The following is a 26,103-nucleotide window of genomic DNA, read 5'->3' as shown; positions in this document are numbered from 1 at the left end:
CAGGTGGAAGTCGGGTAACCGACGCAGCCGAGCGGTCCTAATCGCCCGATCGAACTCATCCCCCCCACCGCTGAGGCCTAAAAACCCTCGCCGTGCGCAGCACCAATACGCAAACCCCTCCCACACAACACACCAACCCATCCATCACACCATCCGTCCCCAAACCAAGATCTGGCCCGGTGGCCTGGTGCCTATAGCGAGGTTGCCACACCCGATCCCATCCCGAACTCGGCCGTGAAACACCTCCGCGCCTATGGTACTGCGTCTTAAGACGCGGGAGAGTCGGTCGGCGCCAGGCCACCAGACCAGATCTTGATCAAGGACAACTCAACAAAGCCCGTCAGCATACGCTGACGGGCTTTGTTCGTTGTGCTACCCGGGCGCAAGTATTGCGAGTGGGGCGATCCATCATGCCTGATACATCGGTGCGCCAGGAGCCATCCGCTACATCCTTCGTCGGAGAGCCTCGCGTCAGCGGCAATATCACGGCGCGCGCCCTTTCCGTCTCTGGGCCACTGCTGATCAGCGTGCGCCGCATCGGCGACCACCGCGGCTACTTCATGGAAACCTATAATCGCCGCGACTTCGAAGCCGTCGGCGTCACGGAAGCCTTCGCTCAGGACAATCAGTCTCTCTCCGCCACGCCCGGCACGCTGCGCGGCATGCACTTCCAGCTCGCGCCCCGGGCGCAGGCCAAGCTCGTGCGCGTCCTCCAGGGCGCGATCCTCGACATCGTCGTCGACATCCGTCGCGCGTCGCCGAGCTTTGGCCAGCATGTCGCCTGCCAACTCTCGGCCGATACGGGGGACCAGTTCTACGTCCCGGCCGGCTTCGCCCATGGCTTCGTCACGCTCGAGCCGGATACGATCGTCGCCTATAAGGTGAGCGACACCTATGCCCCCGAGCTGGATCGCGGCCTGGCCTGGGATGACCCGGATCTGGCGCTTCCCTGGCCTGACCTGCCCGGCGGCCCCATCCTGTCGGACAAGGACCGCCGGCACCCGCGCCTGCGCGACCTCCCCGACGCTTTCTGAGGCTACCCCATGCGCGTAATCGTCACCGGCGGCGCCGGATTCATCGGTTCGGCCCTCGTCCGCCTTCTCGTGCTCGAACTCGGCCACGAGGTGCTGGTCATCGACAAGCTCACCTATGCCGGGGATCGCCGCACCATTGCCGCCTGTGAGGGACGCCCCGGATTCGCCTTCCTCCAGGCCGACATCTGCGATGCCGAGCGCATGCGCACCGCCTTCACGGATTTCGCACCGGATGCGGTGATGCATCTGGCGGCGGAAAGCCATGTGGACCGCTCCATCGCCTCGGCCGCGCCCTTTATCCAGACGAATGTGATGGGCACCTTCGCCCTGCTGGAAGCCGCGCGCAGCCTCGTCGCCGGCTATGACGAGACGCGCCGCAAGGCCTTCCGCTTCCTCCATGTCTCGACCGATGAGGTATTCGGCACGCTCGGCCCGACCGGCGCCTTCACCGAGACCACACCCTACGATCCGCGCTCGCCCTATTCGGCCAGCAAGGCCGGCTCGGACCATCTCGCCCGCGCATGGCACGAGACCTACGGCCTGCCCACCATCATCACCAACTGCTCGAACAACTACGGCCCCTACCATTTCCCCGAGAAGCTGATCCCGCTCGTCACGCTCAACGCGCTCGAGGGAAAGCCGCTCCCGGTCTATGGCGACGGCGGCAACGTGCGCGACTGGCTCTTTGTCGAGGATCATGTCCGCGCGCTCGTCGCTGCGGTCACGAAGGGTGTCCCGGGCGAGACCTACAACATCGGCGGCCGTTCCGAGCGCACGAACCTCCAGGTGGTGCATGCCATCTGCGACACGCTGGACTGTCTCCGCCCGGCGGAGCGTCCGCGGCGTGAGCTGATCACCTTCGTCGCCGACCGCCCGGGCCATGACCGCCGCTACGCCATTGACCCGGCCAAGGCCGAGCGCGAACTGGGCTGGCAGTCCTCCGTCACCTTCGAAGGGGGCATCGAGCGGACCATCTCCTGGTATCTGGAGAACGAGGCCTGGTGGCGTCCGCTGCGGGAGACGAAGTACAGCGGCGAGCGCCTTGGCCTCCTGGCCGAGCCCGCAAAGGGCGCGGCGTGATGCGCGTCCTCATCGCCGGCCGCACCGGCCAGCTCGCCATCGAGCTCCTGGACCGCCTTCCGCGAGATGGCCACCAGCCCGTGGCCCAGGAAGCGCCCGAGCTGGACCTGACCGATCCCGCTTCCATCGCACGCGCGGTCGAAGCGGCGGCACCAGAGGCCATCATCAACGCGGCCGCCTATACGGCAGTCGACAAGGCCGAAAGCCAGCGCGACCTCGCCTTCGCCGTGAATGCGACCGGGGCGGGGCTCTTGGCCGAAGCGGCCGCCAGGCGCGGCATCCCCTTCGTTCACGTCTCCACGGACTACGTCTTCCCCGGCGATGGTGGCGCGCCTTACGCGGAGGACGCGCCCACCGGCCCGATCGGCGTCTATGGCGAGTCCAAGCTGGCCGGCGAGAAGGCGGTGATCGCTGCCAATCCGCGCAGCATCGTCATCCGCACGGCCTGGGTCTGCAGCCCACACGGCCACAACTTCATCAAGACCATGCTGCGGGTGGGGCAGGAGCGGGAGACCGTTTCCGTCGTGGCGGACCAGCACGGCGCTCCCACCTTCGCGGCGGACCTGGCCGATGCCATCGCCCGCATCCTGCCCAGCCTGGCCGCGGCACCTGCCAGCGATGAGCGCTTTGGCGTCTTTCATCTCACCGGCACGCCGCACACGACCTGGCACGGCTTCGCCGCCGCCATCTTCGAGGGCGCGGCGGCCCGTGGCCTGAAGACACCCGAGCTGCGCGCCATCACCACGGCCGATTATCCGACCCCGGCGCGCCGCCCGGCGGATGGGCGCCTCGATTGCGGGCGCATCGCGCGCGTCCACGGAATCCAGGCCGCCGACTGGCGCGCCTCTCTTTCGCGTTGCCTCGACGCGCTGATCGGGCCGGAGAAGATTCGATGAAGGGCATCATCCTGGCCGGCGGCAGCGGCACGCGCCTCTACCCCGCCACCATGGCGGTCTCGAAGCAACTCCTGCCCGTCTTCGACAAGCCGATGATCTACTACCCGCTCTCCGTGCTCATGCTGGCCGGGATCCGGGAGATCCTGCTCATCTCGACCCCGCACGACCTGCCGCTCTTCCAGCGCCTGCTCGGCACCGGGGAGCAGTGGGGCATCCGCCTCACCTATGTCGAGCAGCCGCGCCCCGACGGTCTGGCCCAGGCCTTCATCCTGGGCGAGGAGTTCCTGGCCGGCGCCCCGTCCGCCCTCGTGCTGGGCGACAACATCTTCCACGGCCACGACCTCGCGGACCGGATGGGGGAGGCCAAGGTCGAAGGCCCCGGCGCCTCGGTCTTCGCCTATCGGGTCGCCGATCCCGAGCGCTACGGCGTGGTGGAATTCGACGGGGCCCAGCGCGCCATCTCCCTTGAGGAGAAGCCGAGCCAGCCCCGTTCGGACTGGGCCGTCACCGGCCTCTACTTCTATGACGGCCGCGCGCCGGCCCTCTCCCGCTCGCTCAAGCCCTCGGCCCGCGGGGAGCTGGAGATCACCGATCTCAACCGCCTCTACATGGAGGAAGGCTCGCTCCGCGTGATCCGGCTCGGCCGCGGCTATGCCTGGCTGGACACCGGCACGCATGACAGCCTCCTGGAGGCCGGTGAATATGTCCGCGCCATCGAGAAGCGCACGGGCATGAAGATCGCCTCCCCCGAGGAGATCGCCTGGCGCCAGGGCTTCATCGACGACGCCGCCCTGCGTGCCCTGGCCGCCAAGCAGAGCAAGAGCGGCTACGGACAGTATCTCGAAGCGCTGATCGGCCAGGGGTGACCCTGGCCGCCATGGCGCGAAGACACGTTCCCCCCTCCCTCCGGTTTTGCTAGATCGGACGTCCCGCTACCCGAAATAGAACCGCCAGGCGCCCGATTGTCCTCGATGGTACCCGCTTCGTCTTCCGGCGCACCGGATAGCCGCGTCACGGAAGCCGAAATGGTCCGTGCGCCCGTCCTCGCAGCACGTATGCGGCACGATCGGGAGCGCCTCGCGGACGCTCAGGCCGAGATCCTGGCCCTGCGCGGCGAGGTCGAACGCCTCCGGGGCACCGTGCCCTACCGCGCCTATGAGAAGGCCCGCCGGGCCTATCACGCGATGCCGGGGGCGCTGCAGGGTGTGGTCCGGAGGTGGCGCGCCATGTCCTCGGCCCAGCCATCGGCTGCCCCCGAGCATGGCGTCCCCGAGCACGGCGCGACATCGCCGGGTTGGCGCGGCCGCGCGCTGGTCATTGACGATCACTGGCCGCAACCGGACCGCGACGCCGGTTCGGTGGAGATCGTGAATCTCCTCCAGTCCCTCGCGCGTCTCGGCTTCGATGTCGTCTTCGCCGCTGCCCGCGACCACCATACCGCCTTCGCCGCCCGGGACGCGCTTGTCCGCGCCGGCATCCGCTGCCTGACGCCGGAGGATGCCCCCTCGGTGGAGGCCTTCCTGGCCCGGCAGGGACCAGCGCTCGACCTCTGTGTCCTGTGCCGCGTCTACTGTGGTGGCCGCTTCCTGGAGCAGGTCCTGCGTGACGCCCGCAAGGCGCGGATCATCTTCGATACGCTCGACCTGAATTACCTCCGGGAGGAGCGGAAGGCCCGACTTGCCCAGGACGAGGCGGCCCTCGCCGTCGCCCGGCAGGTGCAGGAGCGTGAAGAGGCGATCATCCGCGCCAGCGACGCAACGCTGGTGGTTTCGAAGGCCGAGCTGGAGATCCTGGCCGCCGGCCTTCCCGAGGCGCTGGCCGTGGAGATGCCGCTCGCGCGCCGGGTGGCGCCGCCGGCGACGCCTTTCGGCGCCCGCCGCGGGATCGGCTTCATCGGCGGCTTCGCCCATGCGCCGAATGCGGATGCCGTCCGCTATTTCCTGGCCGAGATCTGGCCCCTGGTCCTGCGCGACCTGCCTGGAATCGAGCTGACCATCGTCGGCGCGGACTTCCCGGACGAACTGCTCCATGGCGTCGCGGGTTCCGTTCGCGCCCTGGGCCAGGTCAGGGATATCGGCCCCTGGTTCGAGGGCCTGCGCCTGACCATAGCGCCGCTGCGCTTCGGCGCCGGCGCGAAGGGGAAGGTCGCGTCCAGCCTCGCAGCGGGCGTGCCCTGCATCGTCACGCCCATCGCAGCGGAAGGCATGTCGCTCTCCGAGGAGGCGGGCGTGCTCGTTGCCGCCGACCCCGCCGCCTTCGCCGCACGCCTCCGCGAAGCCTACACGGACGAAGCGCTGTGGAGCCGCCTTTCCGCGGGCGGGCTCGCCCATGCCGGCACCCATCTTTCGCTCGAGGGATGGCAGCTCCGGCTCGACGGCCTGCTCCGGAAGATCGGCCTGTGAGCGCCCCGGCCTCCAGCCCCCTGCGCTGGTTCGGAGCCCTGCTGGTAGCGTTGGGCGCGGTGATGGGCTTCGTGCCGCTCACCCCCCTGTTGCCCCTGGCCGAGCTGGACAATGCCTGGGCCGTGGCGATGAACCAGGCCGTGGTCCAGGGCCTCGCCTTCGGCCGGGACCTGATCTTCACCTTCGGCCCCTATGCCGGGATCTACACCTGGCTGTTCAACCCCGCGACGGATGGCATGATCCTCGCCGGCACCGGCCTGCTGGCGGCGGCCGTCACGGCCGCGCTGCTGCATCTCGCGGCCGGGCGCGGGATGGTGGCGGCCATCCTGCTCGCCCTGTTCCTCAGCCAGATGTGGCTGCGCGACGCCATCTACTTCTTCATCCCAATGCTCTTCCTGGCGGTGATCGGCCGCGGGCCGGAGAGCTGGCGCAACAGCGGCGGCCGCATCGCCCTCGGCCTCCTGGTTCTGGCCATGGCGTTGCTGCCACTGGTCAAGGGCACCTTCGCCGCCGCCTCGGGGCTCGCCATGGCGCTGGGCTGCGGGTTGCTCCTCCTCCGCGGCGCCTGGCGCATGGCGGTGGCCCTCGGCCTTCTCTTCCTCCTGGCGATGCCGGGCTTCTGGCTCGCTTCCGGCCAGGCCCTGGCGGACCTGCCTCGCTTCTTCCTTTCCCTGGGCGAGATCATCCGCGGCTACACGCCCGCCATGGCGCTGGAGGGGCCGCTCTGGCAGGCCGCCGTGGCGGCCGGGGTGGCGGCCCTGGTCCTCCTGCTCAACCTCCGCGGCCTGGCGCAGGCCGGCTTGGCCGGCGCGATGCTGGGCCTGGGCGCGGCGGCCCTGCTGTTCCTCTCCTTCAAGGCCGGCTTCGTCCGCCAGGACGGCCACATCATCATTGCCGGGGGCACCATCGCCCTCGTCGCCTGGGTTCTGTTCCTCTGGGCCGGGCGGCACAGGCTGCTGTCCCTGGCCGGGCTGGCGGTCGGGCTGGTGGGCTGGGCGGTGCTGGACCATGCCGCCGCCGGCCTGACGCCCGCCACCTTCGTGCAGCGGCTCGGCGGCTCGGCGCTCCAGATGGCGGAAGGCACCGCCGCGCGGCTGCGCCCGGGGCGCCTGACGCAGCGCTACGAGGAGCAGATCGCGGCCCTCCGGCGGGAGCATCCGCTGCCGGCCGTGACCGGCCGCGTGGACATCTATTCGATCGGGCAGTCCGTGCTGCTTGCCCATGGCCTGCCATGGGCACCGCGGCCGATCCTGCAGAGCTACTCGGTCTACACGCCCGCGCTCGCGGCGCTGAACGCCGCGCATCTGGCGGGGCCGAACGCGCCGGATACGGTGCTGCTGGCGCTGGAGCCCATCGACAACCGGATGGCGGCGCTGGAGGACGGACTGAGCTGGCCCCTCCTCCTGACCCGTTATGAGGTGGTGTCCAGGCAGGGTGCCATGCTCGTCCTCCGCCGCCGGGCCGAGGCCGGGCCGCCGCCCGCCAGCCCCACCGAGGGCGTCGTGGGCGAGGTGGTGGCCCATGGCATGCACGGCTTCGGGGCGCGGGTGGCCCTGCCGGCCGACCCGCCGGCCCTCTGGGCCACCATCATCGCCAAGCCCACGCTGCTCGGCCGCCTCGTCTCCACGCTGCTCCGTCCGCCGCCGATCGACATTGCCCTGTCGCTTCCGGGCGGCCAGACCGTGACCCGCCGCTTCATCCCCGGAATGGCGGAGGCGGGCTTCCTCATCGCGCCCGTGGTGCAGGATGCGAGGCAATGGCTGAACCTCGCCATGCCCGGGAGCCCGATCTACGAGGATCAGCGGCCGGTGGCCTTCAGCCTCTCCGTGCAGCCTGGCGGGGAAGGGCTGTGGCGGGCGGAGTACAGCCTGGAGCTGCGGCGCTTCGCGGCCCCGCCGCAGACCGCCGAAGCAACCGCGGCCATGTTCCGCCGCCCGGCCCCGGCCAGCCCTTCGGCGGAGGGGGCGCGCTGCTACCTCGATACGCTGAACGGGGTGCCGATCGATCACAACGGCGCCGTTCGCCTGCCGGCCCGCTCACGCCTGAATGGCTGGGGCTTCGCCCTGCTACCGGAGGAGACCGAGCCATCCTCGATCTCCCTCACGCTCACCGGATCGGACGGCACGGTGCTGGAAGTGCCCACCGAGATCATGTCGCGCCCCGACGTGGGCGTCTTCTTCGGAAAGCCCGCCCTGGTGCGGATCGGGTTCCAGGCCCTGCCGGACCTCGCCGGGCTCAATGGCCGATACCGGCTGGGTCTCGCTCTGACCACGGCGCGTGGGCGCCAGTCCTGCTCCCTGTCCGCCTTCCCGGTCGAGCTGACGGGCGAGTAGCCTCGCCGGCAGGCGGCCGGGGGCGCTGTTCCAGACTCCGCAATTGCGGCCTGGGCTGCCCTCTGCCTATACGGAGGGCGCGGGAGGGACGGTGCGGCGGCAGGCCGGCCCCGGCCGCATGCCGCAACCGGATGATGTCGCAACAATCATGGATCAGGCCTGTTCGGCCAAAGCGCCAGCCCCGAGCGATCCCAGGCCGATCGCGGTGGACATGGATGGCTCCCTGCTCCGCACCGATACGCTGCATGAGAGCCTTCTGATCCTTCTGCGCCGCCGGCCGCTGCTGCTCCTGCTGCTTCCCTTATGGCTGCTCGGCGGGCGCGCCCATTTCAAGCGCCGCATCGCCGACCACGTCCTGCCCGACATTGCCGGACTTCCGGTGAACGAGCCCTTCCTCGCCTGGCTGCAGGAGCGCAGGGCCGAAGGGGCGATCCTGCACCTGATCTCGGCGGCCGATGAGCGGATCGTCCGGCGCGCGGCGGAGCGCTTCGGCATCTTCGACACCGCGATGGGCAGCGATGGCGTGAACAACCTCTCCGGCGCGCGGAAGCACGCCGCGATCGAGGCGCTGCTCGGCCCCGGGGCGCTGTACGCCGGGGACAGCCGCAAGGATCTGCCGATCTGGGCGGAGTGCCGCTCCGCCGTGCTCGTCGGCCGCACGGCGCGGCTGCGCGCGGCGCTCGGTCCCGATGTCGTGGTCACCGCCAGCTTCGACGCACCGCGCGCCGGTTTCTCCGTGTGGCGCAAGGCGTTGCGCCTGCACCAATGGGTGAAGAACGCCCTGATCTTCGTGCCGCTGCTCCTCGGGGGGCGCGTGCTGGAAGGGCTTCCCCTCGCCCTGCTGGGCTTCCTGGCCTTCGGCCTAATCGCCTCCGCCACCTATCTGCTGAACGACATGCTCGACCTCGAGCATGATCGGCAGCACCGCAGCAAGCGCCACCGTCCGCTTGCCTCCGGCGTGCTGCCGCTGAAGGAGGCGATGGCGGCGGTCGCCCTGCTCGCGCTGCTCTCCGTCGCCATCATCGCCTTCATGCCGCCGGCCTTCGCCGTGGTGGCCGCCCTCTATGTCCTGGTCACCCTCACCTATTCGATGGTGATCAAGCGCATGCTGATGCTGGACGTGATTACCCTGGCCGGTCTCTTCACCATCCGGATCGATGCGGGGATCGCCGTCGTCGGCGATCCGGTCTCGCCCTGGCTCCTCGCCTTCTCCATGTTCTTCTTCCTCAGCCTGGCCTGCGTGAAGCGGCATGCCGAATGCCTGGTCATGGCGGAGCGGGGGCTCGGCACCGTGCCCGGGCGAGCCTATCGGCCGGTCGATGCGCCCTGGCTGATGGCCATGGGCTCGGGCAGCGGCTTCGCGGCCATGTCCACCTTCTTCCTCTTCCTCGTAGGGAATGAGAGCCCGATCCTCACCTATCCGAACCCGCAATGGATGTGGCTCATCTGCGTCATCCTGGGCTACTGGCTTTGCCGCATCTGGGCCCTGGCCGCGCGGGGGGAGATGCATGACGACCCCGTGCTCTTCGCGGTCAAGGACCGGCTTTCCCTGGCCCTCGCTGCCCTGATCGCGGTGCTCACGTTGATGGCCCGGAACTGGGGGGCGTGAGAGCAACCTCCGCCATGGCCCTGCGCGACGACATGCTGTCCTGGGGACGGGCCCATCGCGCCCTCCACGAGGTCCGCCGGCCTGGCTTCGCGGAAGAGGCGCCGGCCATGCTCGGAGGGCAGGCCCCCGTGCTCGCCTATGGCATGGGGCGCTCCTATGGCGATTCCTGCCTCAATCCGGGCGGAACCCTGCTGGATATGCGGGGGCTCGATCGCTGGATCGCCTTCGACCAGGAGGCCGGCCTCATCGAGGTGGAGGCCGGGCTGACGCTGGCCGATATCCTGGAGCAGCTGCATCGCGTCGCCGCACCCGGGCGCTGCTGGTTCCTGCCCGTCACCCCGGGCACGAAATTCGTGACGGTCGGTGGCGCCATCGCCAATGACGTGCATGGGAAGAACCATCACACGGCCGGCTGCTTCGGCCATCACCTGATCTCCTTCCGCCTGCTGCGCTCCGGCGGGACGGTGCGCCGCTGTTCCCCCACCGAGAACGCGGACCTTTTCGCGGCCACGATCGGCGGGCTGGGGCTGACGGGGCTGATCCTCTCCGCCACCATCCAGTTGAAGCCGGTGCCCTCGCTCTGGATGGAGGTGGAGGACATCCGCTACCGCGACCTGCATGCCTTCCACGCCCTCACCGCCGAATCCGCCGATTGGGACTACACGGTCGCCTGGGTGGACTGCCTGGCCGGCGGCGCGGAACTGGGGCGCGGCATCTTCACCCGCGCGCGCCACGCGGTGACGGACCGTGCGCCGCCGCCGCCCCGGCTGGCGCCGCGCCTGTCCATGCCGATGGACGCGCCGGGCTTCCTGCTGAACGGCATGACGGTTGGCGCCTTCAACGCCCTCTACTGGCGCCGCGCCCCGGAACGGCCGATCCGCCGCATCGGGCCCTACGAGCCGGTCTTCTACCCGCTGGATGCGATCCGCGGCTGGAACAGGCTCTACGGCGTCGCCGGCTTCTACCAGTACCAGTGCGTCGTGCCCCATGCCGCCTCGGCGGAGGCCGTGCCCGCCCTGCTGCGCGCGGTGGCGGAGGCGCGGGATGCCTCCTTCCTCGCGGTGCTCAAGACGCTGGGGGATGTCCGCTCCCCCGGGATGCTCTCCTTCCCCATGCCCGGCGTGACGCTGGCATTGGACCTGCCCAATCGGGGCACCCGCACGCATGACCTGCTGAACCGGCTGGATGCGATCACGGCCGGGGCCGGCGGCCGGATCTACCCGGCCAAGGACGGGCGCGTGTCGCCCGGTGACTTCCAGCGCGGCTTCCCGAACTGGCGCGACTTCGCGCGCCATGTCGACCCGCATTTCTCCTCCTCCTTCTGGCGCCGCGTCAGCGCGCCGGCGGGGCATCCGACCAGGGGCGACGTGGCACCATGCTGAAGGTGGCGATCTTCGGGGCGACCTCCGCCATCGCGCAGGCCGTGGCGCGGCGCTTCGCGGGGGAGGGGGCCCGCCTCTTCCTCGTGGCACGCGACGCCGCGCGGCTGGAGGTGGTGGCGGCCGACCTGCGCGCGCGCGGGGCGGCCTCCGTGGAAACCGCCACCGCGGACCTCGCCGAAACCGGGGGCCATGCTGCGCTGGTCGAACATGCGCGCCTTGCCCTGGATGGGCTGGACGCCGCGCTCATCGCCCATGGCACGCTGGGCGACCAGAAGGCCGGCGAGGCGGATGCCGGCGCCATGCTGCGCGAGTTAGGGGTGAATTTCCTCAGCCCAGCCTCGCTTCTGACCCATCTCGGCAACCTGATGGAGGCGCAGCGCCACGGGAGCCTCGCCGTGATCGGTTCGGTCGCCGGCGACCGCGGACGGGCGAGCAACTATGTCTATGGCAGCGCCAAGGGCGGGCTCCGCGTCTTCACCCAGGGATTGCGTCACCGCCTCGGCCGCGCCGGCGTGGCCGTCACCCTGGTCCAGCCGGGCTTCGTGGACACGCCGATGACCGCCGCCATTCCCAAGGGCGGCCCGCTCTGGGCGACGCCGGACCGCGTGGCGGCGGACATCCACCGCGCGATGAAGACCGGCCCCGCCATCCTCTACACACCCTGGTTCTGGCGCTATGTGATGCTCATCATCCGCCTGCTGCCGGACTTCGTGTTCAAGCGGCTGAAGCTCTGATCCCCATGCCCGATCCTTCCGACAAGATCGTCCTCTTCGGCGCCGCCGGGCTGGTGGGGCAGAACCTGGTCGTGCTGCTGCGCGAGCGCGGCTACCGGCACCTCGTCGCCGTCGACAAGCACCCGGCGAACACCGCCATCCTGCGCCGCCTGCACCCGGAGGTGGAGGTGATCGAGGCCGACATGGCCGAGCCCGGCGCCTGGGAAGAGGCCTGCGCGGGCGCCGCCGCGGTCGTGATGCTCCAGGCCCAGATCGGGGGAGAGGTGGAGGAGGAGTTCCGCCGCAACAACATCCTCGCCACCGAACACGCGCTGGCCGCGATGAAGCGGCATCGCGTGCCCTATCTCGTCCATATCAGCTCCTCCGTCGTGAACTCCATGGCGCGGGACTGGTACACGGAGACGAAGAAGGCACAGGAGGCGCTGGTGGCGGAATCCGGCATTCCGCATGTGGTCCTGCGCCCCACGCTGATGTTCGGCTTGTTCGACCGCAAGCATCTCGGCTGGCTTTCGCGCTTCATGCGGCGCGTGCCGGTCTTTCCCATCCCGGGTTCGGGCCGCTACATGCGCCAGCCCCTCTATGCCCGGGATTTCTGCGGCATCATCGAGAGCTGCCTGCGCCACCGCACCACCGGCGCCTACAACATCACCGGGCGCGAGCGGGTGGACTATGTGGACATCATCCGCGGCATCAAGCGCGTGACGGGCGCGCGGGCGCATATCCTCCACATTCCCTATTCCGCCTTCTGGGCGATGCTGAAGGTCTATGGGCTGGCGCAGCCCAACGCGCCCTTCACCACGAAGCAGCTGAAGGCTCTGGTGACGCCCGACGAGTTCGAGCTGATCCCGTGGTGGGAGATCTTCGGCGTGCCCGCCACTCCTTTCGCGACCGCGCTGGCCGAGACCTATGGTCCTGGTCCCCATGCCGACGTGATCCTGGAATTCTGACACCATGACGGATGTGGCCGTGATCGGCGCGGGCGCGATGGGCCTGGCCGCCGCCTACCACCTGGCCAAGGCCGGGCACCGCGTGGAGGTCTTCGAGGCGGATGACCGCCCGGGCGGCATGGCCGCGCATTTTGACCTGGGCGGCCTCAGCATCGAGCGCTTCTACCACTTCATCTGCAAGTCCGACCGCCCGACCTTCGAGCTGATGGAGGAGTTGGGCCTGGCCGACGCGCTGCGCTGGCGCGACACGAAGATGGGCTACTACTACAATGGCGAGCTTCACCCCTGGGGTGATCCCGTCTCGCTGCTGCGCTTCCCGCATCTCGATCTGGCCTCCAAGGTCCGGTACGGGCTGCACATGTTCACCAGCACGAAGCGCCAGGACTGGCGGGCGCTGGACAAGCTGCATGCCGATGATTGGGTGCGGCGTTGGGGGGGCGAGCAGGCCTGGAAGGTGCTCTGGGAGAAGCTCTTCACGCTGAAATTCTTCGAGCACGCGCATGACGTCTCCGCCGCCTGGCTCTGGACGCGGCTGAAGCGCGTCGGCACCTCCCGCCGCAACCTGATGCAGGAGCAGCTCGGCTATATCGAGGGTGGCTCCGAGGCGCTGGTGCGGCGGCTGGTCGAGCGCATCACGGCCATGGGCGGGGTCGTCCATCTCGGGAAGAAGGTGGAGCGGATCGAATCCGGGCAGGGCGCCGTAACGGGCGTGACGGTGGACGGCGCCTTCCGCCCCTTCGGCCAGGTCATCAGCACCGTTCCGCTCGTCCTTCTGCCGAAGCTGGTGCCGGGCCTGTCCGCGCCGGTGCGCCGGCAATACGAGGCGCTGGAGAATATCGGCGTGGTGTGCGTGGTGCATAAGCTGCGCCGCGGCGTGACGGGGAACTTCTGGGTCAACACGAACGATCCGCGAATCGAGATCCCGGGGTTCGTGGAGTTCTCCAACCTCCGTCCACTCGGCGAGGAGAGGGTCGTCTACATCCCGTACTACATGCCGGTCACCCATCCGAAGTTCGGCTGGGACGACCAGGCGCTGATCGACGAATCCTTCGCCTATCTCCGGATGGTGAACCCGGCCCTGACGGAAGCCGACCGCATCACCTCCGCGGTCGGGCGACTGCGCCATGCCCAGCCCGTCTGCCCGCCCGGCTATCTCGACCGCCTGCCGCCCGTGCAGACCGAGCTTCGTGGGCTGCAGGCCGCCGACACCTCCACCTACTACCCCGAGGATCGCGGCATCGCCGAAAGCGTGCGGATCGGGCGGGAGATGGCGGCGCGTGTCGGCTGACGGCCTTCTCGCCCGGCTGCGCGCGAACCGCTTCGCCCGCTTCCTGCTCGTGGGCGGCTTCGCGGCCGGGGTGAACATCGCCAGCCGGTTCCTGTTCAGCATCGCGATGCCCTATGGCTGGGCGGTGCTCGCGGCCTATCTCTGCGGCATGGTCACCGCCTGGGCGCTCTCCCGCGCCTTCGTCTTCGAGGCATCGGGCGCGGGCTGGGGGCGGGAGCTGCTGCGCTTCGGCCTGGTCAACCTCGTGGCCGCTGCCCAGGTCTGGATCACGGCGGTGGGCCTGAAGGACCTCGTCTTTCCCGCCCTCGGCTTCACCTGGCATCCCGAGGCGGTGGCCCATGTGATCGGCGTGGCGCTGCCGGTCTTCACGAGTTACCTCGGTCACAAGCATTTTAGCTTCGCGGCCCGCCGCGCCTGAGATCAGGCCGCGCGCGCCAGGGTGTGCCGGAGAGGCCGATGCCGCTATAGGGAACGATCCCCGGGGCAGAGCCCAGGCTGCGGATATTGGGCAGGGAGTGATCGGCGCGAATGGCGAACGGACTGGATGAGCTCGACCTCGGTGCCGAGCTGGCCTGGGATCCGGTGCGGATCGTGCAGCCCGGCCCCTGGACGGGGCATATTCCCTTCGCCTTCTGGGTGGTGAAGGCGCTGCGCCCCACCAGTCTTGTGGAACTGGGCACGCATTCCGGCAACTCCTATTTCGCCTTCTGCCAGGCGCTGGATGCCTTCTGCCCCGGCGCCCGCGCCTATGCCGTGGACACATGGCAGGGCGACGAGCATGCGGGCCGCTACGGGGAGGACGTCTATGCCGATGTCGCCCGCTTCAACGCCTCCCATTACGCCCAGTTCTCCACCCTGCTGCGCACCACCTTCGACGATGCGCGCAGCTACTTCCCCGATGGCGCCGCCGGCGCCGGGATAGACCTGCTGCATATCGACGGCCTCCACAGCCACGAGGCCGTCCGGCACGACTTCGAAATCTGGCGCTCCGCGCTCTCCTCCCGCGGTGTCGTGCTCTTCCACGACGTCAATGTGCGCGAGCGCGGGTTCGGCGTCTGGCGCCTGTGGGAAGAACTGCGGGTTCAGTATCCCTCCTTCGCCTTCGATCATTCGAACGGTCTGGGCGTGCTCGGCGTGGGCCCGGACCAGGCTCCGGCCATGCGGGCCCTTTTCTCCCTCGGCGCTGACGCCGCCGCGGCCTTCCGCCGCCGCATCGCATCGCGCGGGGAGGCCTTCCAGCGCCAGGCGGAGATCCTGGCCGTGCGAGAGCAGGTGGCCGCGAAGGATGCCGGCCTGGCCGAGAAGGAGGCGCATATCGCCGACCTGACGGCGCAGCTGCGCTCCGCCGCGGGTGCCACCGACGCCGTGCGCGCCGAACTGGCGTGGAAGGAGGACCTCCTCGCCGCCCAGCGGGAGCTGGTGGCGGCGAAGGATGCGATGATCGCCGCCCTCGGTAACACCGCGGCCGCCCGCGCGGCCGCGCTGGAGACGCGCGACCACATCATCCTCTCCCGTGACAATCTCGCCATCCGCCTCACCGCCGACCTGCGGAACCAGCGGCACGAGTACGAAACGCGGCTGCACCACCTGCAGCGCGAGCGCGAGGCGATTCTGCTGGAGGCGCAGAACCGCGTCGCACAGGCCCAGGCCGCGGTGGAGGCGACCACGGCGCGCTACGTCAACTCCACCTCCTGGCGCGTCACCCGCCCCCTGCGCGTGGCGGTGCGTCTGCTGAAGGAGCGGCGGCTCGCGCCGCCGCCGGCCGCGCCTGCCCTGCCGCCTCCCGCGCTGGCACCCGCCGAGGCCGAGGCGCAGCCCGCCGGGCCGGAGGCTCCCTCCGCTCCCCCGGCGAATCCCCCGGTGAAGGCGGCCATGCGCACGCTGCTCTCGGCGCGCCTGGAAGCGTTCCTCGCCAGCACGGCCGATCTGCGCCTGCCGAGGGCGGAGCGGCCCGAGGTCAGCATCATCCTCGTGCTGTATAATCAGGCCGAGCTGACCTTCGGCTGCCTGGCCTCGATCGCCGAGACCCTGTCGGGCACGGATGCGCCGGGGGTGGAGGTGGTGATCCTCGACAACGGCTCCAGCGACCGCACGGGCGAGCTGCTGGACCGGATCGAGGGCGCCACCATCATCCGCAGCGAAACTAACCTGCACTTCCTCAAGGGCGTGAACCGCGCGGTGAAGTCGGCCACCGGCCGCACGCTGCTGCTGCTGAATAACGACGCGCAGCTCCTGCCCGGCGCGGTCGCCTCCGCCCTGCGCACGCTGGATTCCGCACCGGATATCGGCGCGGTCGGTGGCCGCATCATCCTCCCCGATGGCACCTTGCAGGAAGCAGGCTCCAGCCTGTGGCGCAACGGCGCCGCCTCCGGCTATGGCCGCGGCCAGGACCCGAACGCACCGGACTTCATGTTCCAGCGCGACGTGGACTACTGCTCCGGTGCCTTCCTCCTCACCCCCGCGTCGGTGTGGCAGGAGATGGGCGGCTTCGACGAGCGCTACGCCCCCGCCTATTACGAGGAAACGGATTACTGCCTCCGCCTCTGGGAGAGCGGGCGCCGCGTCGTCTTCGACCCGGATGCGGCCATCATCCACTACGAGTTCGGCAGCTCCTCGTCCTCCGACGAGGCGCTGGCGCTGCAGGCAGCCAACCACCGCATCTTCACCCAGCGCCACCGCGAGTGGCTGGACGGCCAGTTCCCGCTGGACCCGATGAATGTCGTCGCCGCCCGCAGTGCGCGCTCCGACAAGCCCCGCGTGCTGGTCATCGATGACCGCGTGCCCAAGCCGGAGCTGGGCACGGGCTATCCCCGCGCGAACCGGCTGCTGCATGAACTCGTCGAGGCCGGGGCCGAGGTCGCGCTGTTCCCGATCCACCGTCACGCCGAGACCTGGCACGGTGTCCGTCGCGCGCTGGACAAGCGGATCGAGGTGCTGATCGCGGCCGATCACACGCAGCTGCGTGCCTATCTCGATGCGCGCCGCGGGCATTTCGACGCGATCATCGTCTGCCGCCCGCCCAACATGGCCCTGTTCGAGCAGGCGGTGGGCGCCGATCGCGACGTGATCGGCGACGCACGCGTCATCTACGACGCAGAGGCCCTCTTCGTGACCCGCGACGTCCAGCGCCGCGAAGCCAAGGGCGATCCGCCGTCGGAGCTGGAGCGGCACCGGATGGTCGCATCCGAGATCGCGCTCACGCGTCTGGCCGATGCGGTGCTCTCCGTTTCGCCGGCGGAGCAGGAAACGCTCGAGACCTATGGCGCGAAGAACGTCCAGATCCTTGCCCATGCGCTGGAGGACGAGCCGCTCGCGAGCGGCTATGCAGAGCGCGACCGGATCGTCTTCCTCGGCGCCATCCAGGCGGAGGACGCGCCCAATGCCGATGCCGTGCGCTGGTTCACGAACGAGATCCTTCCCGGCCTGCGTCGCCAGATCGGCCAGGAGACGCGGCTCACCGTCATCGGGATGAACAAGGCGAAGTCGGTCGAGGCGCTGGGCGGCACGGCGCTCGAGCTGCGCGGCATGGTCGATGACCTGCGCGAGGGCCTAGCGGATGCGCGGGTGATGGTGGTGCCCAGCCGCTTCGGCGCCGGCATCCCGCACAAGGTTCATCAGGCCGCGGCGCTCGGCATCCCCATGGTGGTCACGAGCCTGATCGCCGGCCAGCTCGGCTGGAAGGACGGCCAGGAGGTGCTGGTCGCCGATGACGCTGCGGCCTTCGCCGCTGCCTGCGCCCGCCTCTATTCCGACCGCGACCTGTGGGAGGCCGTGCGCCGGACGGCGCTGGAGACGGTCCGACGCGAAACCGCGCCCGAGGCCTTCACGGCGCGCGTGCGCCAGCTCGTTAAGGCCGTCCCGATCACGCGCCGTCGCCCGGAGCCCCCGGAGGACGCGCCTGCCCGGGACGCGCGCCCGGAGCCGCAGCCGGAGGATGAGCCGAATACGAGCCGCCCGCTGGAATCGGACTACAGCCTCGCCCTGCCCTTCGACTTTCCGCCCATGGCCGCTCCGGCGCCGCGGGTGGCGGTGATCTGCCATCTCTTCCACCCCGAGATCGGGGCGGAGGTGCGCGCCTATCTGCGCAATCTCCCCGTCCCTGCGGATCTCTTCCTCTCCACGGACACGGAGGAGAAGGCAGCGGCGATCCGCGCGACCTTCTCGGGCTGGCAGAATGGTTCGGTCACGGTCCGCATCACCCCGAACCGGGGGCGGGACATCGCGCCGAAGCTCATCGGCTTCGCGGATGCCCATGCGGATCACGACCTGGTCCTTCATCTGCATTCCAAGCGCTCGGACCATGCGGACTTCCTCGCGCCCTGGCGCAGCTTCCTCTACGAGAACCTGATGGGCTCGCCCGCGGTGGTCTCCAGCATCCTGGATGCCTTCGCCCGCCTGCCGCAGCTCGGGATGGTCGCGCCACAGCACTACGAATCCATCCGGCGCTGGATCGGCTGGAACGGCAATTTCGACGCGGCCCGGGGCCTGGCTTCCCGCATGGGCCTGTCGCTTTCACCCGTGCGCGCGCTCGACTTCCCGTCCGGTTCCATGTTCTGGGCCAGGCCGGCGGCGCTGAAGCCGCTGCTGGACCTGAACCTCTCCTTCGAGGACTTTCCGGAGGAGGGCGCGCAACTCGACCATACGCCCGCCCATGCCATTGAGCGGCTCTATTTCCTCGCCTGCGAGCGCAGCGGCCATTCCTGGCTGAAGGTGGCGCAGCCCGCCCTCTACGCGGAGACCAGCACCATCGTCACGGCCCGCAGCCCCGCCGATCTCGGCCGCTTCCTCGGCGAGCACGGCGTGGCGCTGAGCGGCCCGGTGATGCTGCCGGTGCGGAAGGAGCCCGCGCCCCTGGTGACGCGCGTCCCGCCGGGCCTGGCGCAGCGCCTCAAGCAGCGTGGCTTCTGACCTTGCTGGGGCTGTTCCGCAGGGCGCGCGCTGAAGCCAACAGGAGTGCGGGGGAGGGGCGGGTCTCGGTCGTCATCCCGCTGTACAACCATGCCGCCTATATCGGCCCCGCCATCGAAAGCGTCCTGTCTCAGGGCGCCGTGCTGCGGGAGGTCATCGTCATCGACGACGGCTCTCGCGATGATTCCGCTGCGGTGATGATGCGTCTGGCGCAGCGTGATTCGCGCATCCGCTTCCGCTCGCAGGAGAACCAGGGCGCGCATGCAACGATCAACGCCGGCATGGCTGAGTGTTCCGGCGAGTTCGTCGCCATCCTGAATTCCGACGACATCTATCTGCCGGGCCGGCTGGATGCGCTGGCGCTGCGCCTGGATGCCGAACCGGAGGCCGCGCTGGCCGCATCCGGTATGGCGTTCATGGACGGCCAGGGGCGGGAGATCAGCAACGACTGGTATGCCGAGGTGCTGGCCTTCCACCGTGCCACGCCGGACATGGCCACGGCGCTGGTGAACGGCAACTTCCTCATGACCACCTCGAACTTCCTGTTCCGGCGCGACCTCGTCTCGCGGATCGGCGGCTTCGCGGCGCTGCGCTACACGCATGACCTCGACTTCGCCCTTCGCGCCCTCGCGCTAGGGCACCGCATCGCGCTGCTGGACGCGCCGCTGCTGCGCTACCGTATCCATGGCAGCAACACGATTTCTGAGGATCATCGCAAGGTGCGGGCCGAATGGGCGGCCTCCGCCGCTGCCTATCTCACCCTCCTTTGGGACCGTCCCGATGCGCCGGAGCCGGATTGGAGCCGAGTAGGTCCCATGAGCGAGGTGCTGGGGCGCCATGACCTCGCGCGCGCCGTGCTGCCTTGCATGGCCTATCTGCGCCGCCACGGAACTGGCCGCCTCGATCTCGCCCCACTCTTGTCGGACGAAGCCTTCAGGGCGCAGCTGCTGGGGTGGGTGTGATGCGGATCCTCGTCCTGAGCAATCTCTACCCGCCCAATGTCGTCGGCGGCTATGAACGCCTCTGCCACGAGGTGTCCAGCGAGCTGGTGGCGCGTGGCCATGAGGTGACGGTCCTCACCAGCACCTTTGGTGCGGAGCGGGCCGATTACCCCGGTCAGCGCGTCATCCGGGAGCTGGAGCTCCTCACGGGTTCGGACATCTACACCCCCTTCTCCGGCGGAGAGGAAGAGCGTGCGGCGATCAACGCGCGCAATCTGGCCGCGCTGCGCCGGGTGCTGGACGAGGTCCGGCCGGACATCGTCTTCGCCTGGAACCTCTTCTTCCTCGATTCCTCAATCCTGGCGGAGCTGGAGGCCAGCCCTTACCGGACCGTCGTGATGTTGACGGACAACTGGCTGCTCGTCATGCGCAATCCGGCCTTCGTCAGCGGCTTCTTCCGCGACATGGTCCATGGAGCGGGAAGCTTCGTGCCACCCGCTCAGCCCGCTTCCTGGCGTGTGGCGGCCGGGCGCGCGAAGCGTGCCTTGCAGCGGCTGGCCGGCATCACGCCACCGCGCAAGCTGGAGGCCATCTTCGGCTCCCGCTTCATGCGGGACTTCTACGCGGCCGGCGGGACGGTGTTCCGCACGCATCGCGTGATCCACAACGGGGTGAAGCAGGCGCCGCGCGGGGCGGCGCCCGTGCCGGACCGGACGCGGCTGGTCCAGCCCGGCTCGCTCCGCCTTCTCTTCGCGGGCCGCCTCGTGGACCTGAAGGGCGCGCATACGGCGGTCGAGGCCCTGTCCTTGCTCGATCCCTGGGCACTTGGCGTCGGTCGCATCACCCTGACCGTGATCGGCGACGAGCAGGACAAGGCGTACATGCGGCGCTTTGCGCAGGCTGTTGAGAGCAGTGGACGACCCGCGGATGTCGTGCTCCGCCCGGTGGTGGCGGAAGCCGAACTGCCCGCGCTGTTCGACTCGCATGATGTGTATCTCTTCCCTTCGCTCTATGAGCCCTTCTCTCTCACGCTGATCCACGCCCTGGCCTGCGGGATCCCGACCATCGCCTCCGATGTAGGCGGCAACCCGGAGATCGTGCGGGACGGAGAGTCGGGGCTGCTCTTCCGGCGTGGCGACGCACCGGACCTGGCCCGTGCCATCGCGCGCCTGGCGCAGCACCCCGCACTCCGCGCACGTCTGGCCCATGAGGGCGAGGCCACCGGCCGCCGCTTCACCTTCGAGCGGATGGTGGGCGAGATGGAACGCTTCCTGCAGGACGCCGGTTAGGAATGGAGCGGGATCTTGTCGGGCGCCTCGCCGGCGCCGAATGCCTGGTGCTCGGGGCGGGCGGCTTCATTGGCGCCAATCTTTGCCCGGCCCTCGCCCGGGCCGGTGCGGTGGTGCATGGCTTTGGCCGCGCGCCGGCCCATCCTGAAGCACTTCCCCCGATGCCTTGGACCGATGCCGAGTTCCAGGACCGTGCAGCGCTGGCCGAGGCTCTGGGGGGAAAGGACGTCGTTTTCCATCTGCTCGGCGGCAGCATCCCGGACCTGGCGGAGCGTGACCCGGCCGAGGATCTGCGCGGCAATGCCGCGGCCTCCGTCGAACTCCTGGAGCTGTGCCGGGCCGCCGGGGTGAAGCGCATGGTCTTCATTTCCTCCGGCGGCACTGTCTACGGCATGCCGCGGCGCCTCCCGATTCCGGAGGATCACCCGACCGACCCGATTTCGGCCTATGGCATCCATAAGCTGCTGGTCGAGAAGCATCTGGGGTTGCAGGCGCGTCGGAACGGCCTTCAGGCGGTGGTCCTGCGGGCCGCCAATCCCTACGGACCCTACCAGAATCCGCATCGCGGCCAGGGTGTGATCGCCGCCCTGATGGCACGGCGCCTTTCGGGGCAGCCCGTCGAGATCTGGGGTGACGGGCGTGTCGTGAGGGACTTCCTGCATGTCGACGACATGGTGGACGCGATGCTGCGCGCGGCCGTCTATGCCGGGCCGCACCGGGTGATGAATCTCGGCTCTGGCATCGGCCGATCCATCCTCGAGGTCGTGGCCGCGGTGGATCAGGTCCTGGGTCTGGAGGGCGCCGACCTCGTGTTCCGGCCGGGGCGGGCCGTGGACGTACCGGTGAATGTCCTGGATGTTTCGCTGATCCGCCGTGAACTGGGCTGGACGCCCCGCACCGGCTGGCTGGAAGGCCTGCGGGGCACCGCGGATTGGCTCCGTCAGAGCGGCGTGCTGGGCGCGGGGCGTCAGGATGAGCGGGCACGCGCCCTGCGGGGCTGCGCATGAGCCGCAGGCCAGTCCTCCTCTCCACTGAGCCTGTCCACGCGCAGGCCCGGAACGGCTGGGCGCAGATCACGCTGGATCTGACCGGCGAGGAGTCTTCAGCGATCCTCTTCGTCACGCTCCATGATGGGGCGGGACATTCCCTTTCGGGCAATCTCTACCTGCACGAAGCCGCGAAGAGTGGCGGCGCGGGAGGGATGCGGCAGAAGCTGGTCTGCTTCATCCCGGGCGCTGCGACGGAGCTGCGTCTCCACGCCGTCGGACACGCCGCATCAGCCCTGGGCAAGCCGCGGCTCACCATGCGGCGTCTCACCAGGGCACTCGCTTCCGCCAAGCTGCTGCTCAAGGCCCCTCGCGGCACCCTGTCAGGCCTCCTGCGCCACGCCTCGCTCCGGCCAGGGCTGCTTCGCCGGCAGATCCGGCAGATGCTGGCCACGACCGCCTATGAAGCTCGCATCCCCCGGCAGGATTATGCCACCTGGATCACCTTGTTCGACCAGTGGGACGGCGAGACCTTCCCGTCCAGCGCAGCACAGCCCTCGATCGCCTATCTCGTCCTGGCCAGGGATCCCTCCTCCGAAGCCCTCGCCGCCACGCTGCGCAGCCTGGCTACGCAGCGAGGCGGCGTGGCCCACAAGGTGATCGATCCGGCCTCCGATCGCGTCTTCGCGGAGGCGATGGAAGGTCTCGACACGGATTATGTCGGCATCCTCTCGGCCGGTGAGGTGCTGCCCTCCCACGCCACCCTGCTGGCGGCTGACCAACTGCACCGGCTCGGCGAGCCGGAGGTCGCCATCGCGGATGACGACGAGATCTCGCCAGGCGGAGAGCGGCACTCGCCGCACTTCAAGCCCATGCCGAACCATGCGCTGATGCTGTCCGGCACGCTCGCGCGCGGCCTCTGGCTGGTGCGCCGCTCCACCTTCCTCCGCCATGCCGTGGCCGGTGCGGAGTCGGCGGAGGAGCTGCGCACCCTCGTGTGGCTGGCGCGCTACGAGGACAAGCCGGACCCTTTCAGCCAGCGCATTCCCTTCGTCCTGTCGCACCGGCGGCCGGACACCGAGACGGCATCCCTGGAGGGGCTCTCCCGCGTGGTGGAACAGCACCTCGCCAAGGGCGGCCCCGCCATCGCGCCTGAGCCGAACTGGCCGGTCACCTTCAACCTGCGGGATCGCCGTGCGGAGGAGCGGATCACCGTTGTCATCCCCTCCACCCTTCGCCAGCCCCATTCCCTGAGCTGCGTCCGCGCCGTGCTGGAGGGAACTGACCATCCGGGCCTCGACCTGCATGTCGTGGTCATGCAGCCCTCCGAGCTGGATGCGAAGCAACGCGGCGCGGCGGAGGAACTGCGGCGATACCCGAACGCGCATGTCACCTGGCTCGAGGCGGCGCGGTTCAACTTCTCGGCGGCGAACAACCACGTCGCGGCCCGGACCAGCAGCGACCACATCCTGCTTCTGAACGACGATGTCTCGCCGATCCGGGCGGACTGGCTTCGCTGGATGGCCGCCTTCCTGCGCGACCCTCGGGTGGGCGTGGTGGGTGCGAGGCTTCTTTACCCGGATGGCCGGGTGCAGCATGGCGGGGTGATCATGGGGCTGGCTGGCCTGTGCGATCACGCCCATCGCTACCTCCCCGGCTCGGATCCGGGCTACATGCACCGCGCCGTCCTCGCCCAGCAGCTTTCGGCCGTGACAGCCGCCTGCATGCTGGTCCGCCGCAGCCTGTACGAGCAGGTGGGCGGATTGGACGAGAGCTATCCCAGCGCCTTCAACGATGTCGATTTCGCGCTCCGCATCGGCGAGACCGGGCACAGCATCGTCTATGTGCCGCAGGCGGAGCTCCACCATCACGAGCTTCAGACCTATGGCTCGCATTACGCGGGCGATCGCCAGCCCTTCCAGGAGGAGGAGATCCGGCGGATGCGCCAACGCTGGTCCAAGGTCTGCGCCGCGGACCCGTTCCACAACCCGAATCTCGGCCTCACCAACGGCTTCGAATGGCGCCTCGCCTTCCCGCCCCGTGTCGGCGCCGAATACGGGTAGCCCTCGGCTTCCGGGGGGAAGCTATACCCCGGGCCTATAGTTCGGGCCGAAAAAGCGATGTGCCGACCGGCCGGCCCGGCGCCTAGCATCCTCCCCGCCCGACGAAGAGCGGGCTGGAGGACGCCGGAATGCAGGGGCCCTTGCCGTTGCGGGAGTTAGGTCGCCCGGGCCTGGCTGGCTCGGTGGCGACCGGCGGGACGCGTCTACCGCGCCGGGCGGCGCTCGCGGGCCTGCTCCTCGCCCCCTGTGCCGCCCCTCGCCTCGCCCGCGCCCAGTCCCCCTGGCCTGACCGCCCGGTGCGGATCGTGGTGCCCTTCACCCCCGGCGGCTCCACCGACATCATCGCCCGCGCCCTCGCCGCCGAGCTGCAGGAAGCGCTGGGCCAAGCTTTCGTGGTGGAGAACCGCGGCGGCGCCGGCGGTACCATCGGCACCGAGCTCGTCGCCCATGCGCCGCCCGATGGCTACACCCTGCTGATGGGGCATATCGGCACGCTCGCCGTGAACCCGTCCCTCTACCGCAACCTCAGCTACGACACGGTCGGCTCCTTCGCCCCCATCACCCTCGCGGCCATCGTGCCCAATGTGATGGTGGTGAACCCCCGTAAGAACGATGTGCGTGGCATCGCGGATCTCGTCGCGCTCGCCCGCCGGCGTCCCGGGGGCCTCACCTATGGCTCGGGCGGAAACGGCTCCGCGGCCCATATCGCCATGGCCGCCTTCACCCTCGCCACCGGCACGCGGATGGAGCACGTCCCGTATCGCGGCACCGGGCCGATGATGAACGACCTGATCGGCGGCACCATCGACCTCACCTTCACCGGCGGCCCGCCGGTCCTGCCGCCGGTGCGCGCGGGCCTGCTCCGGGCCCTCGCGGTCTCCTCCGCCCGCCGCCTCGCCGGCGCGCCGGACATCCCGACCGTCGCCGAGCAGGGCTATCCCGGCTTCGAGGCCAACCAGTGGTACGGCCTCGTCGCCCCCGCCGCCACGCCGCGCCCGGTCATCGACCGCCTGAACGCCGAATGCACCCGCATCCTGCGCGGCGAGAAGCTACGCCCGCGGCTGGAAGGGGAGGGGGCCGAGGCCGCCCCGGGCACGCCCGAGGCCTTCCGCGACTTCATCCAGGCCGAGCGCAGCCGCTGGGCCGAGGTCGTGCGCCTGGCCGAGATGCGGCCGGACTAGGGAGGAACGGAAGCACGCGCAGCGGCTGGGGAGTTCACTCTCCGGCCTTCTTCACCTTGACCGGCGAGAGAACCCGACGCATCCCCGAGGGGCAGGATTTGGAGAGCCCCATGCGCGCCGTCTTCGTGGATGCCAACCCCACCCTCGCGGCCGTGGCCGAGCGCCTCCGCCGCGCCAGCGACATCCCCCTCCAGAACAACATCCAGCCCGACATCACCTCGGAGGCCCTCCCGGCCCTGCTCGGCGATGCCGAGATCGCCATCATCGACCACACTCACCTGCCCACCTCCATCGCCCGGCAGTGCAAGGGCCTCAAGCACGTCGTCTTCCTCGGCACCGGCGCCCGCAGCTACATGAACCCGGAGGAGCTGGAGGCCGAGTGCGGCATCCAGGTCCATATCATCAAGGGCTATGGCGACACGGCGGTGGCCGAGATGGCTTTCGCCCTGATGTGGGCCGCCGCCAAGGGCCTCGCCTACATGGATCGCGGCATCCGCGCCGGGAAGTGGCTCCGCACCGATGGCGTGGAGCTCACCCGCAAGACCGTTGGCCTCATTGGCTTCGGTGGCATCGGCGCGGAGATGGCGCGGCTCTGCAACGGCGCCGGCATGCGCGTGCTTGCCTGGAACCGCACCGCGCGCGAGGCGCCCGGCGTCACCTTCGTCGATCTCGACACGCTGCTGGCCGAGAGCCACGTGGTCTCCCTCCACCTGCTGCTGAACGACGAGACGCGCGGTTTCCTCTCCGCCGAGCGCATCGCGAAGATGCGCTCCGGCGCCATCTTCGTGAACACCGCCCGTGGCGCCATCACCGATGAGGCGGCACTGGCGAAGGCGGCGGAGAGCGGCGCGATCGGCCATATCGCCCTCGACGTCTATGCCGAGGAGCCGCTGCCGGCCGGGCACTTCCTCTCGAAGGTGGAGAACGCGACGCTGGCCGCCCATTCCGCCTTCCGCACGCCGGAAGCCAGCGACAACCTGATCGAAGCCGCTCTCGAGCACTGCCGCCGCATCGCCCGCGGGGGCTGAAC

The 26,103-nt window shown here is 69.7% G+C and carries 19 protein-coding genes and 1 rRNA gene; all 20 read left to right on the top strand.

Features of this window, described 5'->3' with window-relative positions; genetic code table 11:
• Positions 1 to 183: 183 nt before the first annotated feature.
• Positions 184 to 298, top strand: a 5S ribosomal RNA gene (gene rrf / locus BUB97_RS19900).
• Positions 299 to 410: 112 nt separating this feature from the next.
• Positions 411 to 1,034 (top strand): dTDP-4-dehydrorhamnose 3,5-epimerase, encoded by a 624-nt coding sequence (rfbC, locus tag BUB97_RS19895; RefSeq protein ID WP_086062381.1) that lies wholly within the window; start codon positions 411 to 413, stop codon positions 1,032 to 1,034.
• A gap of 9 nt (positions 1,035 to 1,043) precedes the next feature.
• Positions 1,044 to 2,114, top strand: coding sequence for a dTDP-glucose 4,6-dehydratase (gene rfbB / locus BUB97_RS19890; protein WP_073138002.1), 1,071 nt, complete (start codon positions 1,044 to 1,046; stop codon positions 2,112 to 2,114).
• Complete coding sequence (gene rfbD, locus BUB97_RS19885; RefSeq protein WP_073138000.1) at positions 2,114 to 3,010, top strand: dTDP-4-dehydrorhamnose reductase; 897 nt, start codon at positions 2,114 to 2,116, stop codon at positions 3,008 to 3,010. The genes rfbB and rfbD overlap by 1 nt, the downstream gene beginning before the upstream one ends.
• Complete coding sequence (gene rfbA / locus BUB97_RS19880) at positions 3,007 to 3,876, top strand: glucose-1-phosphate thymidylyltransferase RfbA (protein WP_073137998.1); 870 nt, start codon at positions 3,007 to 3,009, stop codon at positions 3,874 to 3,876. The genes rfbD and rfbA overlap by 4 nt, the downstream gene beginning before the upstream one ends.
• A gap of 159 nt (positions 3,877 to 4,035) precedes the next feature.
• Positions 4,036 to 5,412: a glycosyltransferase gene (locus BUB97_RS19875; protein WP_139281399.1), complete on the top strand. Its 1,377-nt coding sequence runs from the start codon at positions 4,036 to 4,038 to the stop codon at positions 5,410 to 5,412.
• On the top strand, positions 5,409 to 7,745 hold the full coding sequence (locus BUB97_RS19870; RefSeq protein ID WP_073137994.1) for a hypothetical protein: 2,337 nt from the start codon (positions 5,409 to 5,411) through the stop codon (positions 7,743 to 7,745). The genes BUB97_RS19875 and BUB97_RS19870 overlap by 4 nt, the downstream gene beginning before the upstream one ends.
• Before the next feature lie 148 nt (positions 7,746 to 7,893).
• Entirely contained in the window at positions 7,894 to 9,354 is a 1,461-nt protein-coding gene (locus BUB97_RS19865) for a UbiA family prenyltransferase (RefSeq protein ID WP_073137992.1), read from the top strand.
• Positions 9,351 to 10,736 carry an FAD-binding oxidoreductase gene (locus tag BUB97_RS19860; protein WP_245818382.1) on the top strand — a complete coding sequence of 462 codons (1,386 nt, stop codon included), beginning with the start codon at positions 9,351 to 9,353 and terminating at the stop codon, positions 10,734 to 10,736. The genes BUB97_RS19865 and BUB97_RS19860 overlap by 4 nt, the downstream gene beginning before the upstream one ends.
• Complete coding sequence (locus BUB97_RS19855; RefSeq protein ID WP_073137988.1) at positions 10,730 to 11,470, top strand: SDR family oxidoreductase; 741 nt, start codon at positions 10,730 to 10,732, stop codon at positions 11,468 to 11,470. Before BUB97_RS19860 ends, BUB97_RS19855 begins: the two co-directional genes overlap by 7 nt.
• A 5-nt stretch (positions 11,471 to 11,475) precedes the next feature.
• On the top strand, positions 11,476 to 12,417 hold the full coding sequence (locus BUB97_RS19850) for an NAD-dependent epimerase/dehydratase family protein (RefSeq protein ID WP_073137986.1): 942 nt from the start codon (positions 11,476 to 11,478) through the stop codon (positions 12,415 to 12,417).
• 4 nt (positions 12,418 to 12,421) lie between these two features.
• Positions 12,422 to 13,705 carry an NAD(P)/FAD-dependent oxidoreductase gene (locus BUB97_RS19845; RefSeq protein ID WP_073137984.1) on the top strand — a complete coding sequence of 428 codons (1,284 nt, stop codon included), beginning with the start codon at positions 12,422 to 12,424 and terminating at the stop codon, positions 13,703 to 13,705.
• Entirely contained in the window at positions 13,695 to 14,123 is a 429-nt protein-coding gene (locus BUB97_RS19840; protein WP_245818381.1) for a GtrA family protein, read from the top strand. The genes BUB97_RS19845 and BUB97_RS19840 overlap by 11 nt, the downstream gene beginning before the upstream one ends.
• 110 nt (positions 14,124 to 14,233) lie before the next feature.
• Positions 14,234 to 18,613 (top strand): rhamnan synthesis F family protein, encoded by a 4,380-nt coding sequence (locus BUB97_RS19835; protein WP_073137982.1) that lies wholly within the window; start codon positions 14,234 to 14,236, stop codon positions 18,611 to 18,613.
• 2 nt (positions 18,614 to 18,615) lie between these two features.
• Positions 18,616 to 19,575 carry a glycosyltransferase family 2 protein gene (locus BUB97_RS19830; protein ID WP_073137980.1) on the top strand — a complete coding sequence of 320 codons (960 nt, stop codon included), beginning with the start codon at positions 18,616 to 18,618 and terminating at the stop codon, positions 19,573 to 19,575.
• On the top strand, positions 19,575 to 20,843 hold the full coding sequence (locus BUB97_RS19825) for a glycosyltransferase family 4 protein (RefSeq protein ID WP_073137978.1): 1,269 nt from the start codon (positions 19,575 to 19,577) through the stop codon (positions 20,841 to 20,843). Before BUB97_RS19830 ends, BUB97_RS19825 begins: the two co-directional genes overlap by 1 nt.
• A 2-nt stretch (positions 20,844 to 20,845) precedes the next feature.
• Complete coding sequence (locus tag BUB97_RS19820) at positions 20,846 to 21,850, top strand: NAD-dependent epimerase/dehydratase family protein (RefSeq protein WP_073137976.1); 1,005 nt, start codon at positions 20,846 to 20,848, stop codon at positions 21,848 to 21,850.
• Positions 21,847 to 23,892, top strand: coding sequence for a glycosyltransferase (locus BUB97_RS19815; protein ID WP_073137974.1), 2,046 nt, complete (start codon positions 21,847 to 21,849; stop codon positions 23,890 to 23,892). Before BUB97_RS19820 ends, BUB97_RS19815 begins: the two co-directional genes overlap by 4 nt.
• 128 nt (positions 23,893 to 24,020) lie before the next feature.
• The gene (locus BUB97_RS19810) at positions 24,021 to 25,073 is read left to right on the top strand and encodes a Bug family tripartite tricarboxylate transporter substrate binding protein (protein ID WP_086062377.1); all 1,053 of its coding nucleotides are present in this window, start codon (positions 24,021 to 24,023) and stop codon (positions 25,071 to 25,073) included.
• A gap of 110 nt (positions 25,074 to 25,183) precedes the next feature.
• Entirely contained in the window at positions 25,184 to 26,101 is a 918-nt protein-coding gene (locus BUB97_RS19805; protein ID WP_073137972.1) for an NAD(P)-dependent oxidoreductase, read from the top strand.
• Positions 26,102 to 26,103: the final 2 nt, after the last annotated feature.

Source organism: Muricoccus roseus (assembly GCF_900141905.1).
Taxonomy (GTDB): domain Bacteria; phylum Pseudomonadota; class Alphaproteobacteria; order Acetobacterales; family Acetobacteraceae; genus Roseomonas; species Roseomonas rosea.
This window is presented reverse-complemented; position numbering and strand designations above follow the sequence as displayed.

Bases quoted from the DNA above. Each gene is read 5' to 3' on its own strand.
- BUB97_RS19850 (WP_073137986.1), top strand. From the start codon at position 11,476: ATGCCCGATCCTTCCGACAAGATCGTCCTCTTCGGCGCCGCCGGGCTG.
- BUB97_RS19820 (WP_073137976.1), top strand. From the start codon at position 20,846: ATGGAGCGGGATCTTGTCGGGCGCCTCGCCGGCGCCGAATGCCTGGTG.
- BUB97_RS19825 (WP_073137978.1), top strand. From the start codon at position 19,575: ATGCGGATCCTCGTCCTGAGCAATCTCTACCCGCCCAATGTCGTCGGC.
- BUB97_RS19875 (WP_139281399.1), top strand. From the start codon at position 4,036: ATGGTCCGTGCGCCCGTCCTCGCAGCACGTATGCGGCACGATCGGGAG.
- rfbD (WP_073138000.1), top strand. From the start codon at position 2,114: ATGCGCGTCCTCATCGCCGGCCGCACCGGCCAGCTCGCCATCGAGCTC.
- rfbB (WP_073138002.1), top strand. From the start codon at position 1,044: ATGCGCGTAATCGTCACCGGCGGCGCCGGATTCATCGGTTCGGCCCTC.
- rfbA (WP_073137998.1), top strand. From the start codon at position 3,007: ATGAAGGGCATCATCCTGGCCGGCGGCAGCGGCACGCGCCTCTACCCC.
- BUB97_RS19835 (WP_073137982.1), top strand. From the start codon at position 14,234: ATGGCGAACGGACTGGATGAGCTCGACCTCGGTGCCGAGCTGGCCTGG.
- BUB97_RS19810 (WP_086062377.1), top strand. From the start codon at position 24,021: ATGCAGGGGCCCTTGCCGTTGCGGGAGTTAGGTCGCCCGGGCCTGGCT.
- BUB97_RS19855 (WP_073137988.1), top strand. From the start codon at position 10,730: ATGCTGAAGGTGGCGATCTTCGGGGCGACCTCCGCCATCGCGCAGGCC.
- BUB97_RS19815 (WP_073137974.1), top strand. From the start codon at position 21,847: ATGAGCCGCAGGCCAGTCCTCCTCTCCACTGAGCCTGTCCACGCGCAG.
- rfbC (WP_086062381.1), top strand. From the start codon at position 411: ATGCCTGATACATCGGTGCGCCAGGAGCCATCCGCTACATCCTTCGTC.
- BUB97_RS19805 (WP_073137972.1), top strand. From the start codon at position 25,184: ATGCGCGCCGTCTTCGTGGATGCCAACCCCACCCTCGCGGCCGTGGCC.
- BUB97_RS19845 (WP_073137984.1), top strand. From the start codon at position 12,422: ATGACGGATGTGGCCGTGATCGGCGCGGGCGCGATGGGCCTGGCCGCC.
- BUB97_RS19865 (WP_073137992.1), top strand. From the start codon at position 7,894: ATGGATCAGGCCTGTTCGGCCAAAGCGCCAGCCCCGAGCGATCCCAGG.